Here is a 14,955-nt window from a genome sequence, read left to right as displayed (position 1 = left end):
AAAGAAATGAGCTGCAGAAAGGACGGCAAAGAATGGCCGATAAAAGGAAGGTAATCTTAATTACAGATGGTGATGATTACGCCCGGCGCGCGGTTGAGAGTGTTGCTGCTGATGTTGGCGGGCGGTGTATCTCTCTTTCACATGGCAATCCTTCTGTCCTTTCTGGGCCGCATCTTGTTAAGTTAATCAAGAAAGCTGCCAGGGATCCGGTGTTGGTCATGTTCGATGACAGTGGTTTTCTTGGAGAGGGCGCTGGAGAGAAGGCACTTAAATACGTAGCAGAACATGGAGACATTGAGGTTTTAGGAGCGATTGCGGTGGCTTCAAAAACACATATGGCGGAATGGAGCCGGGTTGATTTTTGTATCGACCGGGATGGTGAGCTCACCCCCTATGGTGTTGATAAACACGGACTGCCTGAACTTGAAATGGGGAGAATCAATGGAGATACGGTGTACTGTTTGGATACGCTTAAGATCCCCTTAATAATCGGGATCGGGGATATCGGGAAGATGGCAAGGCGTGACCACTATAAATTAGGTTCACCAATAACGAAGAAAGCAGTGGAAATCATCCTTGAAAGGAGCGGATTCTATGCCACAGAAGAATGACAAGCTGCCAATCCCGCGATCATTGGACGAAGCTGAAAAGTATATGAAAGAACACGTTGGCCTGGAAGCCAGTTTTGACCTTGGGGTCAGGAAGCTGAAAATCCTGAAGAAAAATGTCCATTTTTATTATGTGAATGGGTTGTGCGATACAAGCTTCATCGTACATATCGTCGAAGAACTAGTGGATATAAATGATAACGAAAAACTTTCAACCCATCTGCAGGAGATTGTTGAGAATAGGATTACCCACCAATCCGTCGAGAAGATCAAAACGATGGATGAACTTGTCGACCAGGTTCTTTCTGGACTTATTGTCATATTGGTTGAAGGTGAATCAATCGGGCTGGTAGTCGATGTAAGAAGTTATCCCGGAAGACAACCCCAGGAGCCTGATACCGAAAAGGTTGTGCGCGGATCTCGTGATGGCTTTGTAGAAAATATCATTGTCAATACTGCGTTAACTAGAAGGCGGATCAGGGATGAAAACCTGCGGTTCGAAATGATGAAGGTAGGTGAAAGGTCAAAATCAGATGTTGCAATTGCATATATAAAAGATATTGCGAATCCTGGCTTGATCGAGGTCATCAAAAAGGAACTCAAATCAATCAAAATAGATGGTATTACGATGGCAGATAAGACAATTGAGGAATTCCTTGTAAAACAGGGGTATAATCCTTACCCGCTCGTAAGGTATACGGAACGGGCAGATGTAGCCGCGACCCATTTGCTTGAAGGACACGTCCTAATTTATGTGGATACATCTCCGAGCGTAATCATTACGCCAACGACCTATTTCCACCACCTTCAGCATGCAGAAGAGTACAGGCAATCACCTGGTGTCGGTACAATGGTTCGGTGGGTGCGATTCCTTGGGGTCCTTGCATCACTATTACTTTTGCCGTTATGGTACTTATTTGTGCAGAATCCAGACCTGCTGCCTGATAAAATTTCATTCATCGGGCCAAATGAAGATTCCAATATTCCAATTTTCCTGCAAATCATCCTTGCAGACGGGGGCATTGAGTTCCTGAGAATGGCTGCCATCCATACGCCTACGCCGCTTTCAACAGCAATGGGTTTAATCGCTGCGGTCCTGATCGGGCAAATCGCAATCGATGTGGGAATGTTCGTGCCAGAAGTCATTCTTTATGTGGCTGTGGCAGCAATAGGAACTTATGCGACACCGAGTTATGAACTTAGTATAGCGAACAAAATAGGCAGGATATTCCTGCTAATCTCGACAGCCATATTCCATGTACCTGGGTTTGTAGCAGGTACCACCGTTTGGCTGCTGTTATTGGCAAATATTAAATCCCTGAACACTCCTTACCTTTGGCCATTCATTCCTTTTCAGCCTGTCGCTTTTATGCAGATATTGATCAGGAGGGCTGTACCAGGATCGAAAATCCGGCCAAGCATCGTTCATGCAAGGAACCGCTACAAGCAGCCATCAAAGTCCTGACCATGTTACAATTGCGCGTTCCCTCAAATTATGATAAAGTGTTTTTAATTTACTAAAGACTTAAAGCGAAAAATAAATAGACAGTTCATCAAGTGAACTGTCTATTTATTTATTATTACCTGCTAAGCGTCCTGTTTAGCAGGTAAAAGTTTATGATGAAATAACAGAACAATAAGAAAACAAGTTTAAATCAAATGATAGGCAAGGGATGAGGGGACAACATGGAATTTCATGGAACTGCAAAGGTTAACCGACTAGGGCATTTGGAAATTGGCGGTGTCGATACAATCGAATTAGCTGAAAAATATGGAACCCCGCTGTATGTTTATGACGTTGCCTTGATCAGGGAACGAGCAAGAGCGTTTAAAAGAACTTTCGAGAATGCCGGGATTACCGCTCAAGTAGCGTATGCGAGTAAGGCTTTTTCGACCGTGGCGATGGTGCAATTGGCTGCGGAGGAAAATCTTTCGCTTGATGTCGTTTCTGGCGGAGAGCTTTATACGGCGCTAGCTGCTGGCTTCCCTACAGAAAGAATCCATTTTCATGGCAACAATAAAAGCCGGGAAGAACTAGTAATGGCTATTGAGAACAATGTCGGTTGTATCGTAGTCGATAACTTTTATGAACTCGACATGCTGAAGGATATCTGCAAAGAGAAGAATACGGTAATCAAGGTTTTATTACGAGTTACACCAGGTATTGAAGCACATACACATGATTATATTTTAACAGGCCAGGAAGATTCGAAGTTTGGATTTGATTTACAGAATGGACAGGCTGATGAGGCTATGAAAATTTGCCTTGATGACAAGAATATCGATGTTCTCGGACTGCATTGCCATATAGGTTCACAGATTTTCGAAACAACAGGATTCATCCTCGCTGCACAGAAAATTTTTGAAAAACTGCATCAGTGGAAAAAGGATCTGTCTTTCGACTCCGCAGTCCTCAATCTTGGCGGCGGTTTTGGGATTCGCTATACAGACGAAGATGACCCTATTCCAGCAGCACAGTATGTAGAAGAGATTATTGCTGAGGTGAAAAAGCAAGCTTCTCACTATTCGATGAAAATGCCGGAAATCTGGATCGAGCCAGGACGTTCCCTTGTTGGGGATGCCGGAACCACCCTTTACCGCATCGGTTCGAGAAAGGATGTTCCGAATGTCCGCCAGTACGTAGCTGTCGATGGCGGAATGAGCGATAATATTCGCCCGGCATTGTACCAGGCTAAATACGAAGCAATCCTTGCAAACAGGGTAATGGACAAACCTGAAGAGACCGTATCGATTGCCGGGAAGTGTTGTGAATCGGGAGATATGCTAATTTGGGACCTTCCGCTTCCAAAGTCTGGTGACCAGGATCTTCTCGCTGTTTTTTGTACGGGTGCCTACGGGTATTCAATGGCCAATAACTATAATCGCCTTCCAAGGCCTGCGGTCGTTTTCCTGGAGGATTCCAAGGACACACTGGTGGTCCGTCGTGAAACATTTGAAGACATGGTGAAATTGGATCTTCCTTTTAAAGAAAAGGTGAAAAATTAAAGCTGCTGCTCTCCCGCAGCTTTTTTTATAGTGTCCGAGGGTGAATTTTTCACTTCGAGAAATGTCCAGCTCCAGCGCACAGCCAGTTTCCATCCTAGAGATTGCTTCCTCGAGTATCTTGCGAAAAGCGTTAGCTTTGAGCAGCTCGAGTCGCTTGTCCAGCTGCGGCTCCTAACTCCTCGAGACGCTTCGTTCCTGCCAATGAAGTCAAAGAACGACTTCACTGTCAGGCCCTCCAGCGCTTGTCGGAGTTGAACAGTCGCCTCCGCTTTTCTATTTCGGACCGACCAGTGAAGTCAAAGAACGACTTCACTGGTCGGTCCTCCAGCGCTTGTCGGGGCTGACCAAGGCGCTTGCGCTTTTCTTTGTAAAATTGGCTAAATACCCGGTCTTATTGTAGAATTACAGATTGGGAGGGATTCCGGTTTGAAAAAGAACAACTGGCTGTTATTTGTGTTATTATTGTTGATGTCTGTTGGATGGGGAGCCTACTACTGGTTTTTTATCGTACCAGGACAATAGCTCGCAGAAAAAGATTTGAAGTATCCGTACAGATTATGTATGATATTATCAATTCAATTAAAATGAAGAACCATAAATGACGGAAAAACATATATTATCAAAATGATGTTTTAACATTTTATTTTTTGTAGCTCTCTATTTACGGGAAGCTAAGGTTTAAGTTGGATGAAAAATGGAAAAAATGGTTTTGTTATCATTCCATTATTACTGTCAAACCACAATGAGGGATATCTATGTTAATTCGATATAAAAAGGCATTTGAAAAGATTGCGATGGGATTGCTATCTTTTATGCCAAATGAGAAGGATCTGAAAAAACTTCAGCAGACGATGAGGAATTATGAAACAGATGATTCCTGGCAGCTGTTTTTATGGAAGGAAGGTGAAGATATCATCGGGCTACTGGGTGTTAACTTCACTGAGGATAAAATGATGCAGCTTCTTCACATCTCAGTGAATCCATCACACCGCCATCAGGGTATTGGAAGGCGGATGGTCAATTCCCTGCAGGAGATGTTTCCAGAATGGACAGCAGTTGCAAATGCTGAGACGGCTTCCTTTTTTGAAAAGTGCAGCGAGGAAGACAATAGCGTAGAAGGCAGTGGATGTTAAATCCAACTGCCTTTTTATTTTTCCCTGCTTTTCCTTTCCTCAAGGGCCATCCGCCGGTCTGAAATGACATCGCTTCGATCCCTTGTTGAGTGCCGATGGACCAAGTCAGGGTTTTGCAGATTACTGCTTGTTCCCCATGTGAACCCATTATGTTTGCACTCATCATAGCAAAGTCTTTTGAGCTCGGTATCGCTTAGAGGCAAATTATAGCTAGTGTATGGATCCTTGTTAAGTAAGTTGTTTTTTCTTTTAGCCAGTGTTTCTGTTAAAAGATCAGGATCGATTCCTAACCGGGCAGTTGCTTCTTTTGTATCTGTAAAGATTTCCGCTGCTTTAGTTAAGGTCCTTATTGCTCCAGGAAAATTATTGCGGCGATGGTGGTAATTTGACACCGCCAAAAGGATTAATGCTACCCAGATCGATTTTTTATTGCCAGTATCTGTTGCTTTCCAATACTCTTCCAAAATTTCATGGCATTCAAAGTAATCCCTGTCTCCGTGGAAATGAACGAGATATTGTATATAGGATGTCGGATATTTTGTCATGGAATAACCCCCAATCAAGTACCACTAGCTTAGCATATATTCAATAAAATGATGAAACAAGAAGAGAATGCGAAACAGCAAACCTAAAAACGCCCGGCTTGTGCCGGGCATTCAGTCATGCTTGATAAATTGCCATACCTTATAACCAGGCTGCACCAACGATGATGAGCAAAATGAAAAGCACGACGATTAAAGCGAATCCCGCTCCGTGTCCATAACCTTTTCCATCTGACATTTAACATTACCTCCTATTAGTGAAATAGCCTAATATACAATTTCAGCATATGCAGGAACGAAGAGAAGGGTTTGGGCGCAAGCTTGTATTTTTAAGGAAGAACTAGATATTTGTACTTATAAATTAGTAATGGATAACATGAAGTTTATCTACTATACTTATATAATGATGCAGTTCATTATAGGAATTTTGGTGGGAAATAATGCAATATAACGTGAAGATCGAGGCCTTTGAGGGCCCATTGGATTTACTTCTGCACTTGATCAATACTTTGGAAATTGATATTTATGATATACCGGTTGCAGAAATAACTGAACAATATTTAATGTATATCCATGCGATGAAGGAATTACAGCTCGATGTCGCAAGTGAATATCTCGTAATGGCAGCGACGCTGTTAGCAATCAAAAGCAAGATGCTCCTTCCTAAGCATGAAGAAGAACTGGAAGATGACTTTGAGTTTGATCATGAAGAAGATCCGCGAAATGAACTCGTGGAAAGGTTGATTGAATATAAGAAATTCAAAGAGGCAGCCAGTGACCTGAAATCCCTTGAGGAGGAACGGGGATTGATGTATACCAAACCCCCAAGTGACCTCACGGAGTATGCCGATGAAATTAAAGGTGACAATACTAATCTTGATATATCTTTGTATGACATGCTTGGTGCATTTCAAAAGCTTTTAAGAAGAAAAAAGTTGCAAAGACCAATATCGACCAAAATCGCCCGTCAAGAAATTTCCATAGAAAAAAGGATGGACGAAGTCTTAAGCTTCCTGAAAAAAAGCGGCACAAGGAAAAAATTCTATGACTTGTTTCCAGAATCTGACCGTGAGCATATTGTCGTTACTTTCTTGGCAATTCTTGAGCTTATCAAACGGAAAGAAATCGACGTCGAACAGGAACAAAACTTTGCTGAAATATATATGACAGCCAGAAAGGAGTAAGAGCGTGGGAATAGTGAAGTGGAAAGGGATATTGGAGAGCCTTCTTTTCGCAGCTGGTGATGAAGGGTTGAGCTTGAAGCAGATTACCTCTGTGCTTGAAGTTGATGAAATTCAGGCAAATGAAATTGTTACTGAACTTCAGCAGGATTATGAAAGTGACGAAAACCGCGGTATAAAAATCGTCCAACTGGCAGGAGTATACCAGCTGGCTACAAAAAAAGAGCATGCTGATTACTTAAAGAAGCTTGTTGAATCACCAGGAACGGCGCATCTGTCACAAGCAGCACTTGAGACTTTGGCGATTGTAGCTTATAAGCAGCCAATTACAAGAGCAGAGGTCGAAGAAATCCGTGGAGTGAAAACGGAAAGGCCTCTCCATACGCTGTCTTCCAGGGCTTTGATTAAAGAAGTTGGAAGAGCAGAAGGAACGGGCCGGGCCATTTTATATGGAACGACAAAAGAATTTCTTGATTATTTTGGCTTGAAAAATATTAAAGAACTGCCTCCTTTACCGGATCATATTGAGGATGACGAATTGCATGATGATGCGGATCTTTTCTTTGAGAAATTCCAGGAAACAATGGAAACAGATCAATAGCTTTTGTGCACAAAGTTTGGAATTTATGATAAAATCAAAATAATTATTTGGGAAATGCTTTTATTTGGATGCCGAACTGCTGGCATATTCTGGAAAAGCATTTCTTTCTACATAATGATTTAAGAAGGCTCTTTTCTCAAACTTTGTTGCTATTGACTATAAAATAGGATGGAACGACCTCTGTTTTTTCACAAAATTAAAGCTCATTATGAGAAAAGAGCTTGCACACTTAATACCGACCTAAAAATAGCGTTTTATCACGTTAAAATCGGCTTTAGGATTTTAACTACAATCTTTACGAAAACAAGTCTTTAAGAATGAATGTCCAACGGGAGGAATACCATGCTTATAAAGCAATGTATTGGTTATGAACTTGAAAAAGAAAAATCAAACACCTCGGAGGATTTTTTCAACCGAAGCGAAGTGACTTTTGTGGAAGATGGCAAGGAGAAGACCCTGCATGTCCTTTATGTAAGGTATTTTGATGAGTTGGCTGGAAGTATCACTCCATTTGAACAGGATCCAATCTTCAAGGCTGGAACGAAGGATGTATATATGAGGGATTTGGTAGCACTTGCTGCATTATTGAAAAATCCGGGATATCGCCATCGTAAAAGGGTATATATAAATGAACAAAGAGAGTTCGCGGATATTTTCAAGGGACTGGATTATAGCAAGATTCCTGGAGTATTTGAAGGTATCGAGCAAAAAGGCAGCTTTGAAGTGCGCTCTCCCCTGGATTATATTGTCCAGCCGGTATAGAGCAAGGCTCTTTTCGTGAACTTTGTTGCCTTTTTCTCAGCTTCATTGGATTCTTGGTGGTGGGAAATTCCCCACAAGAGACCCAATTTCAGGATAGGATCGTAAGCTAGAATTCATGGGAAAGCAACAACAATCGAAAAAGTTATGGTAAAAATCCATTGGGGGTGTCAATTTTGGGGAATACAATAGTTAAAACACAAATCGAGGAAGTAAGGGAATTTCTTGCAGACACAGTAGTGAAGCTGGAGAACTACCTGAATGAAACAACTCTTGAAGTGCTAAAACAAGGGCAGCAGGCAGACGAAGAATACTATAAAACGATTCTTTCAAGCCTCCGCAAGCTGGCTGTTTACTGTGAGGAAGGATTTGATGCCTGCAAGGTGATCCTTCAGGCAGAGGTATTTTCCAAACCAGCAGCTGAAAAAACATTATACCGAATCTACTATCAATGCATTGAAGAATTCTTCTCTCCTAAAAGTGATGCATGGTATGAAGACAGCAGGGCTGCTTATACAGGAAAAAATGCCATCAAATTCAGACAACCAGTGTCAACTGGAATAAACGAACTGATGGTCAGCCTCGAAAGCGGGTTTCAAAGAATCCGGGAAGAGCTGGAATATTACGAGACAGATTACCGTACAAAAATGCTCCAATCAAGATAACGTAAACCAGGGAACAGCTATTTACAGCTGTTCCTTTTTTCATGGTCGTAACTTAGGAACTCTGTAAGTCCACCCTTGGCAGCATTCACGTTTTTGTGTCATAACACTCCTTGTCCTGCATAAACTTGTACAAACTGCCAAAGGAGACGAGGGTCTGTCAATGAAAAGGAATTGGATGAAATTATTTTTAATCGCCACTCTGTTGATATACTGCATTCCTCAAACAGCGCAGGCTTCTGTTTCGGTAAGTGCCAGAAGCGCTGTTTTGATAGAACAGGAATCTGGCAGGGTGTTATTTGAAAAAGATGCTCACAGAGTAAGCAGGATTGCCAGTATTACTAAAATCATGACGGCCGTCCTTGCGATAGAATCTGGCAAATTGGATGAAAAGGTGAAAGTGAGCGACAATGCTGTCCGAGCTGAAGGATCTTCAATTTACTTGAAGCCCGGAGAAAAGATCAGGCTCGAAGATCTGGTGTATGGATTAATGCTGAGGTCGGGTAATGATGCTGCTGTCGCGATCGCGGAACATGTAGGCGGCAGTCTGGATGGATTTGCTTACTTAATGAACGAAAAAGCGCAGCAAATCGGCATGGAAAATACTCATTTTGCAAATCCGCACGGGTTAGATGACCACGAAGACCATGTGTCCACAGCGTATGACATGGCAATTCTGACACGCTATGCAATGGAAAATGAGATTTACAAGGAAATTTCCGGTACAAAAATACACAGGGCTCCTAATCCAACAGAAACATGGGACAGGGTATGGAAAAATAAAAACAGGCTCCTGACAGAGAAATATAAGTATAGCACTGGTGGAAAAACCGGTTATACAAAGCGGGCGAAGAGAACTTTAGTCTCCACAGCTAAAAAGGACGATTTTGAGTTGGTCGCAGTTACACTTAATGCACCTGATGATTGGAATGACCATATCCAGATGTTTGAAAAAGCATTTTCAATTTATGATGTCACAGAGATTCTTTCCGAAGGTAAAGTGAAAGGGATAAAGGATTCGCATTATAAGAATAAAGTTTACCTGGACCATTCATTTGTTTACCCGCTAACTTCAGATGAAGAAGACATGGTCAAAGTAGAATATAGATTGAAAAAGGCTGCACCAAACGAAGAGGATATGCGAAATTCGATTGCAGGTCGGGCAAATGTCTACTTGGATGATAAGCAGATTGCAAGTTTGCCTGTTTATTACAAAGTGGAGGCAAAAGAGAAAAAGTCCTTCTTCAATCTTTTTAAGAATATCTTCACCTCAATAGCAGGGATCAAGGATCATGGTTAATTATATCTGGGTGGTTATGATTTTAATTGGCTTTGGCTTTGCAATGGTGAATGGCACAATGGCTGAGGTGAACGAAGCAGTTTTTAGCGGTGCAAAGGAAGCTATCACCCTGAGTATCGGTCTAATTAGCATCCTTGTATTTTGGCTTGGCATGATGAGGATCGCGGAGGATTCTGGCCTATTATCAAAGCTTTCAACATTGTTTAAACCGTTAATTTCAAAGTTGTTCCCTGAAGTACCTTCCAATCATCCGGCGATGGGCTATATACTGTCAAACATGATTGCGAACATGTTCGGCCTTGGGAACGCCGCTACACCTCTTGGGATCAAAGCAATGGAAGAACTGAAAGAGCTGAATGGTGGGAAGAACGAAGCGAGCCGATCGATGATCACTTTCCTTGCGATCAATACAGCGAGTATCACCCTCATTCCAACGACGGTTATCGCGATAAGGATGAATTATGACTCAGCCAATCCAACAGATATCGTTGGACCAACTCTTGTTGCGACTGCTGTCTCTGCAGTTGCAGCAATATTAATTGACCGTTTCTTTTATTACAGAAGAAGCAAAAAGGGGTAAATCCAAATGGAAATTGTATCTGCCATATCACTATGGTTCATCCCTGTCATGATTGCCTTTATCCTGATTTATGGAACCTATAAAAAAGTCCCCACTTATGAAAGTTTTGTAGAAGGCGGTAAGGAAGGTATCAAAATGGCCGTTTCCATCATGCCATTCCTGGTAGGGATGATGGTGGCCATTGCGGTATTCAGGGCCTCGGGCGCACTTGATGTCATGGTGAACTGGATCCGTCCTGGACTTGAGATGGTGGGGATACCGGCAGAAATAGTTCCGCTTGCCTTAATAAGGCCAATCTCCGGTACAGCTGCACTTGGAATTACCAGCGACCTGATTGGTGTCCATGGTCCGGACTCTTTTATCGGTACTCTTGCAGCCACCCTTCAGGGAAGTACGGACACTACGTTCTATGTCCTCACCGTTTATTTCGGAGCTGTCGGCATTAAAAAAATGGGAGACGCACTCAAAGTTGGACTACTTGCAGACGCAGTCGCAATTATAACAGCTATAATCGTCGTTACTTTCATGTTCTGACAAACCAGGAATCGACTCACTCATACTGATCAATAGTTTGATCCTCCATCCAAATAAAATAAAGAATGTGGGCAAGCTGGTCTTCATCGAATTTGCCTGTAGTCTGAGAAGATACCTCATCCAGGTATCTTCTTTTTGTAGATCAAAGTGTTCAGTTAAAACGAAGTGAAATCCGAAGCGGCAGGCATGAAAACATATTAATAAAAAAACACAAGCGTTTTTAAGAATGCTGATTTTAAACTTTTGTCTCTGTTAAAGCTCAATATTGTTATTAAACCCTGTTGATTGTAGTGGAAGGCGCGAAGACTCCTCCGAAAATGCTAACGCATTTCCATCGTGCGTGGGCAGGTTCGAGGAAGCTCAATCAATGTCCTGCGGGATCAGCTAGACAGGTGAGACCCCACAGGAGCTTGCTCCGAGGAGGCTCACCGCCAGCCCCGAGGAAGAATTGCTTATGAAAAAGACGGTAGTTGATCTTTTTCATATTCTTCCAGCGGAAAGCGAAGCGCCTGGAACGAAAATCAACAGCTTCGTTTCTCATCCAAACTGAAAAAACTGTAGACAAACTCGATTTCATCGGGAGGTATTTTTTTGTTTTTTTAAAATAAAAATCAACATGTTAAGATAACAGAGTCCTAACTTTTGGAAAACACATCTTAAAAACCGATTAACTCAGTATTCGAAAACGAATCAATTATTAGTATAAAATAATATTGCAGAATGTTTACAAAACGAACTTTTGTAGAGGCTGTTCTCGCCTCGTTTTTTGCTTTTCGTCTATAATCTACCATCCGCATTTTGAACAGTTTCGGGGCTCTTTTCTTGCAGCTCCTTAACGGGCAATGCATGAGAAATCGTAAAAATCCAGAAGCCGATTTTTACTTTTGACTGTGAAAGCAAAATAGTTGACGAAAAGAGCCTTTGTTAAAGAACAATTAACTTTCCCTATTTATTTTTCACTTTTTACACCATTGCTTACTTTGAAAACAGCGAGAGTTATGTCATAATTCATAAGGATGGATTAGATATTAATATTAACCATAGTTAATTGATATTAATTAGGAGTGACCTTATGGAAAGACTGCAAAAAGTTATTGCTCATGCAGGAATAGCATCGAGAAGAAAAGCCGAGGAAATGATCCTCGAAGGAAGAGTCAAGGTAAACGGAAGTGTTGTCAAAGAACTTGGCCGAAAGGTAACCCCATCTGACAGAGTTGAAGTGGATGGAGTCCAGATTGAAGGGGAAGAACCTGTCTATTTCTTGTTCTATAAACCCCGCGGTGTTATTTCAAGTGTACATGATGATAAAGGCCGGAAGGTTGTTACCGACTTTTTCCAAACAATCGAACAAAGGATTTATCCAGTTGGGCGCCTTGATTACGATACATCGGGTCTGCTTTTGCTGACGAACGATGGAGAATTCGCAAACTTGCTCATGCATCCAAGCAATGAAATTGATAAGATGTATGTGGCAAAGGTAAAAGGTATTCCTTCAAAGGAAAAGCTGACTAGCCTGGCTCGAGGCGTCATGCTCGAAGATGGAAAAACAGCGCCGGCAAGGACCAAATTGCTGAGTGTTGATAAAAAGAAGGATACAGCAATTGTCGAAATCACGATCCATGAGGGACGGAATAGACAGGTCAGGAGAATGTTCGATGCGATCGGACACCCTGTTTTGAAACTGAAAAGAGAAAAATACGGATTCCTGACGCTGAATGGCTTAAGGACTGGGGAAATCAGGGAGCTTACACATCATGAAGTAAAGCAGCTTCGTGTCCTGGCAATGAAAAAGTCTTAGGCTTACTAACATGGGCGTAGTTGAAATGTTATAATGGGGGAGAAATACGGTGGGAGGTTTAGGAATGAAAAAGAAACGTCTAATCACTAGAACTATTATTCTCGCGGTTATGGCCCTGGCTGTTGGCTATACTTTGTACGCCAACATGAATAAGGATAAAAACCAGAAGATTGTGATTGGAAAACCTGCTCCTGATTTTGTCCTTGTTGATATGGAAGGCAATAAACACAGGCTTTCTGAGTATAAAGGGCAAGGAGTTTTCCTTAATTTTTGGGCAACATGGTGCAAGCCATGTGAGCGAGAAATGCCTTATATCGAAAATCAGTATCAGCAGTTCAAGGACCAGGGAGTCAAGGTCCTGGCAATTGACTCCGGTGAATCAGAACTTGCTGTTAATAGGTTTATTGAGCGAAAAGGGATGACTTTTCCGGTCATGATTGACGATGGACCAGTCCAGGCCGCTTACGGTATTAACCCACTGCCAATCACTTTTTTGATTGACAAAGAAGGTAATGTCGTAAAGAGTCATACCGGGGAATTAGATGAAAAAACAGTCCGTGATTTCATGGAACAGATAAAACCTTAAAAAAAGTAAGGGGAACAGGGAGTTTTTACTATGAACGAAGTAAAATGTGAGTGCGGCCATATAAATCCGCAGGGAACGATCCTATGTGAATCTTGCGGAAGAGTGCTGGAAGACAAAGAGAAAGAGAAGCAGCTAGTTGATATGCGCTATGAAGGAAGCGCGCGCCGTTCACAAACTTATAACAAGACAATTATCGATAAAATCTGGAATTTCTTTTCGTCGGTAAAAGTTGGGGTGTGGCTGATCGTCATCCTCTTGATTGCATCCTCTTTAGGAACGATTTTCCCACAGGAAATGTACATTCCGCCAGTCATGCCCGCATGGGAATATTATGAAGAGCAATACGGCTGGTTAGGAAAACTTTATTATGATCTCGGGTTCCATAACCTTTACAGTTCCTGGTGGTACTTGCTTTTAATCGCTGCGCTTGGGATATCACTTGTTATCGCAAGTCTCGACAGGGTCGTTCCATTATACAGATCCCTGAAAAACCAGCGAGTATCGAGACATGAAAGCTTTTTGAAGCGCCAGAGAATGTTCAGCACTTCAGATGCTGTACTAACAGATGAAGCAGTAGGAAAAATCAAAGAAAATCTAACGAAAAAACGGTATAAGCTGCGTGAGGAAAATGGTGATATTCTTGCGGAGAAAAATCGTTTTTCACGATGGGGCCCATATGTGAACCATCTGGGATTAATCATTTTTTTGATTGGCGGCATGCTCAGGTTCGTACCTGGAATGTATGTCGATGAAATTCTGTGGCTAAGGGAAGGCGAGACAAAAGCAATTCCTGGCACAGAAGGCCGCTATTATCTTGAAAACAATCAATTTATCTTTGAAGTATATGATAAAGATAAAGATGAGGAAGTCTTCCAGGATGCGATTAACAAAGTAGGAACGGTAGTTAAAAACTATCAGACTGACGCTACTTTATATCAGAGACAGGGAGAAATTGTCCCGGGTGAAAAACCTGAGCTTGAAAAGATTCGCGACCAGGCTATCCAGGTAAATAAGCCTCTGAAAATCGATGGTTTTGCCTTGTATCAGGTCGATTATAAGCTTGATGAAATGAGCAAAATGGCTTTTAAACTAGAAAATAAAGAAACAGGGGATCAGTTTGGTGATGTGACTGTAGACTTATATGACCCAAAAATGAAGTACGACCTAGGAAATGGGTACAAAGTCGAAGTGATGAGCTATTTCCCGGATTTTGAGTTCAATGAAGATGGGGAACCAGCAACGAAGTCACGAATACCCAATAATCCTGCATTTATTTTCAAAATGTTCTCTCCTGAGAATACAGAAGGTGAAGTCAGTTTCGTAGCCATCAGGCAGAACCTCGAGCCATTAGGTGAAAATGATTACAAGATGACGTTCGCAGGGATTGAGACGAAAAACGTAACCGCGCTGACTGTCAGAAAAGATCATACCCTATGGATCATCGGGCTTGGTGGATTAATATTCATGATCGGTGTAATCCAGGGGGCATATTGGAACCATCGACGTGTATGGTTGAGAAGAGTAAATAACCAGGTATGGACTGCCGCACATACAAACAAAAACTGGCATGGCTTAAAAAGGGAGCTTGATGATGTCTTTTTAAATTCAGGAATAGCTGCTCCAGAAGACCAAGTGGCAGAAGAAAAGAAGGAGTAAGGAGGGAAT

16 protein-coding genes are annotated in these 14,955 nt (G+C 42.0%); 14 read left to right on the top strand and 2 right to left on the bottom strand.

Annotation, left to right across the window (positions count from 1 at the left end):
- Positions 1 to 32: 32 nt before the first annotated feature.
- From spoVAEA to AC0VX7_RS16040, 4 genes are all read left to right on the top strand, one after another.
- Entirely contained in the window at positions 33 to 611 is a 579-nt protein-coding gene (spoVAEA, locus tag AC0VX7_RS16055; RefSeq protein WP_475425025.1) for a stage V sporulation protein SpoVABEA, read from the top strand.
- Complete coding sequence (locus AC0VX7_RS16050; RefSeq protein WP_475425024.1) at positions 595 to 2,073, top strand: spore germination protein; 1,479 nt, start codon at positions 595 to 597, stop codon at positions 2,071 to 2,073. The genes spoVAEA and AC0VX7_RS16050 overlap by 17 nt, the downstream gene beginning before the upstream one ends.
- 221 nt (positions 2,074 to 2,294) lie before the next feature.
- Positions 2,295 to 3,614: a diaminopimelate decarboxylase gene (gene lysA, locus AC0VX7_RS16045; protein ID WP_475425023.1), complete on the top strand. Its 1,320-nt coding sequence runs from the start codon at positions 2,295 to 2,297 to the stop codon at positions 3,612 to 3,614.
- Between the two features lie 755 nt (positions 3,615 to 4,369).
- A complete protein-coding gene (locus tag AC0VX7_RS16040; protein WP_041965645.1) occupies positions 4,370 to 4,747 on the top strand; it encodes a GNAT family N-acetyltransferase in 378 nt (125 codons plus the stop codon).
- A gap of 14 nt (positions 4,748 to 4,761) precedes the next feature.
- Here the strand turns inward: AC0VX7_RS16040 and AC0VX7_RS16035 are convergent, their stop codons facing one another.
- Positions 4,762 to 5,292, bottom strand: coding sequence for a DUF309 domain-containing protein (locus AC0VX7_RS16035; RefSeq protein WP_475425022.1), 531 nt, complete (start codon positions 5,290 to 5,292; stop codon positions 4,762 to 4,764).
- A 139-nt stretch (positions 5,293 to 5,431) separates the two neighbouring features.
- Positions 5,432 to 5,527 (bottom strand): YjcZ family sporulation protein, encoded by a 96-nt coding sequence (locus AC0VX7_RS16030; RefSeq protein ID WP_215028935.1) that lies wholly within the window; start codon positions 5,525 to 5,527, stop codon positions 5,432 to 5,434.
- A gap of 202 nt (positions 5,528 to 5,729) precedes the next feature.
- Between AC0VX7_RS16030 and AC0VX7_RS16025 the strand changes: the two genes are divergently transcribed.
- From AC0VX7_RS16025 to resB, 10 genes are all read left to right on the top strand, one after another.
- Positions 5,730 to 6,473 carry a segregation/condensation protein A gene (locus tag AC0VX7_RS16025; RefSeq protein WP_041965643.1) on the top strand — a complete coding sequence of 248 codons (744 nt, stop codon included), beginning with the start codon at positions 5,730 to 5,732 and terminating at the stop codon, positions 6,471 to 6,473.
- 4 nt (positions 6,474 to 6,477) lie between these two features.
- Positions 6,478 to 7,071: an SMC-Scp complex subunit ScpB gene (gene scpB, locus AC0VX7_RS16020; RefSeq protein ID WP_215028933.1), complete on the top strand. Its 594-nt coding sequence runs from the start codon at positions 6,478 to 6,480 to the stop codon at positions 7,069 to 7,071.
- Between the two features lie 342 nt (positions 7,072 to 7,413).
- Positions 7,414 to 7,833 (top strand): hypothetical protein, encoded by a 420-nt coding sequence (locus AC0VX7_RS16015; protein ID WP_226602179.1) that lies wholly within the window; start codon positions 7,414 to 7,416, stop codon positions 7,831 to 7,833.
- Between the two features lie 173 nt (positions 7,834 to 8,006).
- A complete protein-coding gene (locus AC0VX7_RS16010; protein WP_475425021.1) occupies positions 8,007 to 8,495 on the top strand; it encodes a YpuI family protein in 489 nt (162 codons plus the stop codon).
- A 160-nt stretch (positions 8,496 to 8,655) separates the two neighbouring features.
- Positions 8,656 to 9,792, top strand: a complete 1,137-nt coding sequence (locus tag AC0VX7_RS16005) for a D-alanyl-D-alanine carboxypeptidase family protein (protein WP_475425020.1) — start codon at positions 8,656 to 8,658, stop codon at positions 9,790 to 9,792.
- Positions 9,785 to 10,372: a nucleoside recognition domain-containing protein gene (locus tag AC0VX7_RS16000; protein ID WP_475425019.1), complete on the top strand. Its 588-nt coding sequence runs from the start codon at positions 9,785 to 9,787 to the stop codon at positions 10,370 to 10,372. The genes AC0VX7_RS16005 and AC0VX7_RS16000 overlap by 8 nt, the downstream gene beginning before the upstream one ends.
- Positions 10,373 to 10,378: 6 nt before the next feature.
- Complete coding sequence (locus AC0VX7_RS15995) at positions 10,379 to 10,906, top strand: spore maturation protein (RefSeq protein ID WP_102263454.1); 528 nt, start codon at positions 10,379 to 10,381, stop codon at positions 10,904 to 10,906.
- 1,072 nt (positions 10,907 to 11,978) lie between these two features.
- Positions 11,979 to 12,704 carry a 23S rRNA pseudouridine(2605) synthase RluB gene (rluB, locus tag AC0VX7_RS15990; RefSeq protein ID WP_041965637.1) on the top strand — a complete coding sequence of 242 codons (726 nt, stop codon included), beginning with the start codon at positions 11,979 to 11,981 and terminating at the stop codon, positions 12,702 to 12,704.
- Positions 12,705 to 12,768: 64 nt separating this feature from the next.
- Entirely contained in the window at positions 12,769 to 13,290 is a 522-nt protein-coding gene (gene resA, locus AC0VX7_RS15985) for a thiol-disulfide oxidoreductase ResA (RefSeq protein WP_475425018.1), read from the top strand.
- A gap of 30 nt (positions 13,291 to 13,320) precedes the next feature.
- A complete protein-coding gene (gene resB / locus AC0VX7_RS15980; RefSeq protein WP_475425017.1) occupies positions 13,321 to 14,946 on the top strand; it encodes a cytochrome c biogenesis protein ResB in 1,626 nt (541 codons plus the stop codon).
- Positions 14,947 to 14,955 lie beyond the last annotated feature (9 nt).

Source organism: Mesobacillus sp. QJM3NY_10 (assembly GCF_056173465.1).
The sequence above is the reverse complement of the archived record's forward strand: the minus strand, read 5'-3'. Positions and strand labels throughout refer to the sequence as shown.

Excerpts from the sequence above, each read along its gene's own strand:
- AC0VX7_RS16000 (WP_475425019.1), top strand. The coding sequence starts at position 9,785 with ATGGTTAATTATATCTGGGTGGTTATGATTTTAATTGGCTTTGGCTTT.
- rluB (WP_041965637.1), top strand. The coding sequence starts at position 11,979 with ATGGAAAGACTGCAAAAAGTTATTGCTCATGCAGGAATAGCATCGAGA.
- AC0VX7_RS16035 (WP_475425022.1), bottom strand. The coding sequence starts at position 5,292 with ATGACAAAATATCCGACATCCTATATACAATATCTCGTTCATTTCCAC.
- spoVAEA (WP_475425025.1), top strand. The coding sequence starts at position 33 with ATGGCCGATAAAAGGAAGGTAATCTTAATTACAGATGGTGATGATTAC.
- lysA (WP_475425023.1), top strand. The coding sequence starts at position 2,295 with ATGGAATTTCATGGAACTGCAAAGGTTAACCGACTAGGGCATTTGGAA.
- AC0VX7_RS16025 (WP_041965643.1), top strand. The coding sequence starts at position 5,730 with ATGCAATATAACGTGAAGATCGAGGCCTTTGAGGGCCCATTGGATTTA.
- AC0VX7_RS16015 (WP_226602179.1), top strand. The coding sequence starts at position 7,414 with ATGCTTATAAAGCAATGTATTGGTTATGAACTTGAAAAAGAAAAATCA.
- AC0VX7_RS16040 (WP_041965645.1), top strand. The coding sequence starts at position 4,370 with ATGTTAATTCGATATAAAAAGGCATTTGAAAAGATTGCGATGGGATTG.
- AC0VX7_RS16005 (WP_475425020.1), top strand. The coding sequence starts at position 8,656 with ATGAAAAGGAATTGGATGAAATTATTTTTAATCGCCACTCTGTTGATA.
- AC0VX7_RS16050 (WP_475425024.1), top strand. The coding sequence starts at position 595 with ATGCCACAGAAGAATGACAAGCTGCCAATCCCGCGATCATTGGACGAA.
- AC0VX7_RS15995 (WP_102263454.1), top strand. The coding sequence starts at position 10,379 with ATGGAAATTGTATCTGCCATATCACTATGGTTCATCCCTGTCATGATT.
- resB (WP_475425017.1), top strand. The coding sequence starts at position 13,321 with ATGAACGAAGTAAAATGTGAGTGCGGCCATATAAATCCGCAGGGAACG.
- resA (WP_475425018.1), top strand. The coding sequence starts at position 12,769 with ATGAAAAAGAAACGTCTAATCACTAGAACTATTATTCTCGCGGTTATG.
- AC0VX7_RS16030 (WP_215028935.1), bottom strand. The coding sequence starts at position 5,527 with ATGTCAGATGGAAAAGGTTATGGACACGGAGCGGGATTCGCTTTAATC.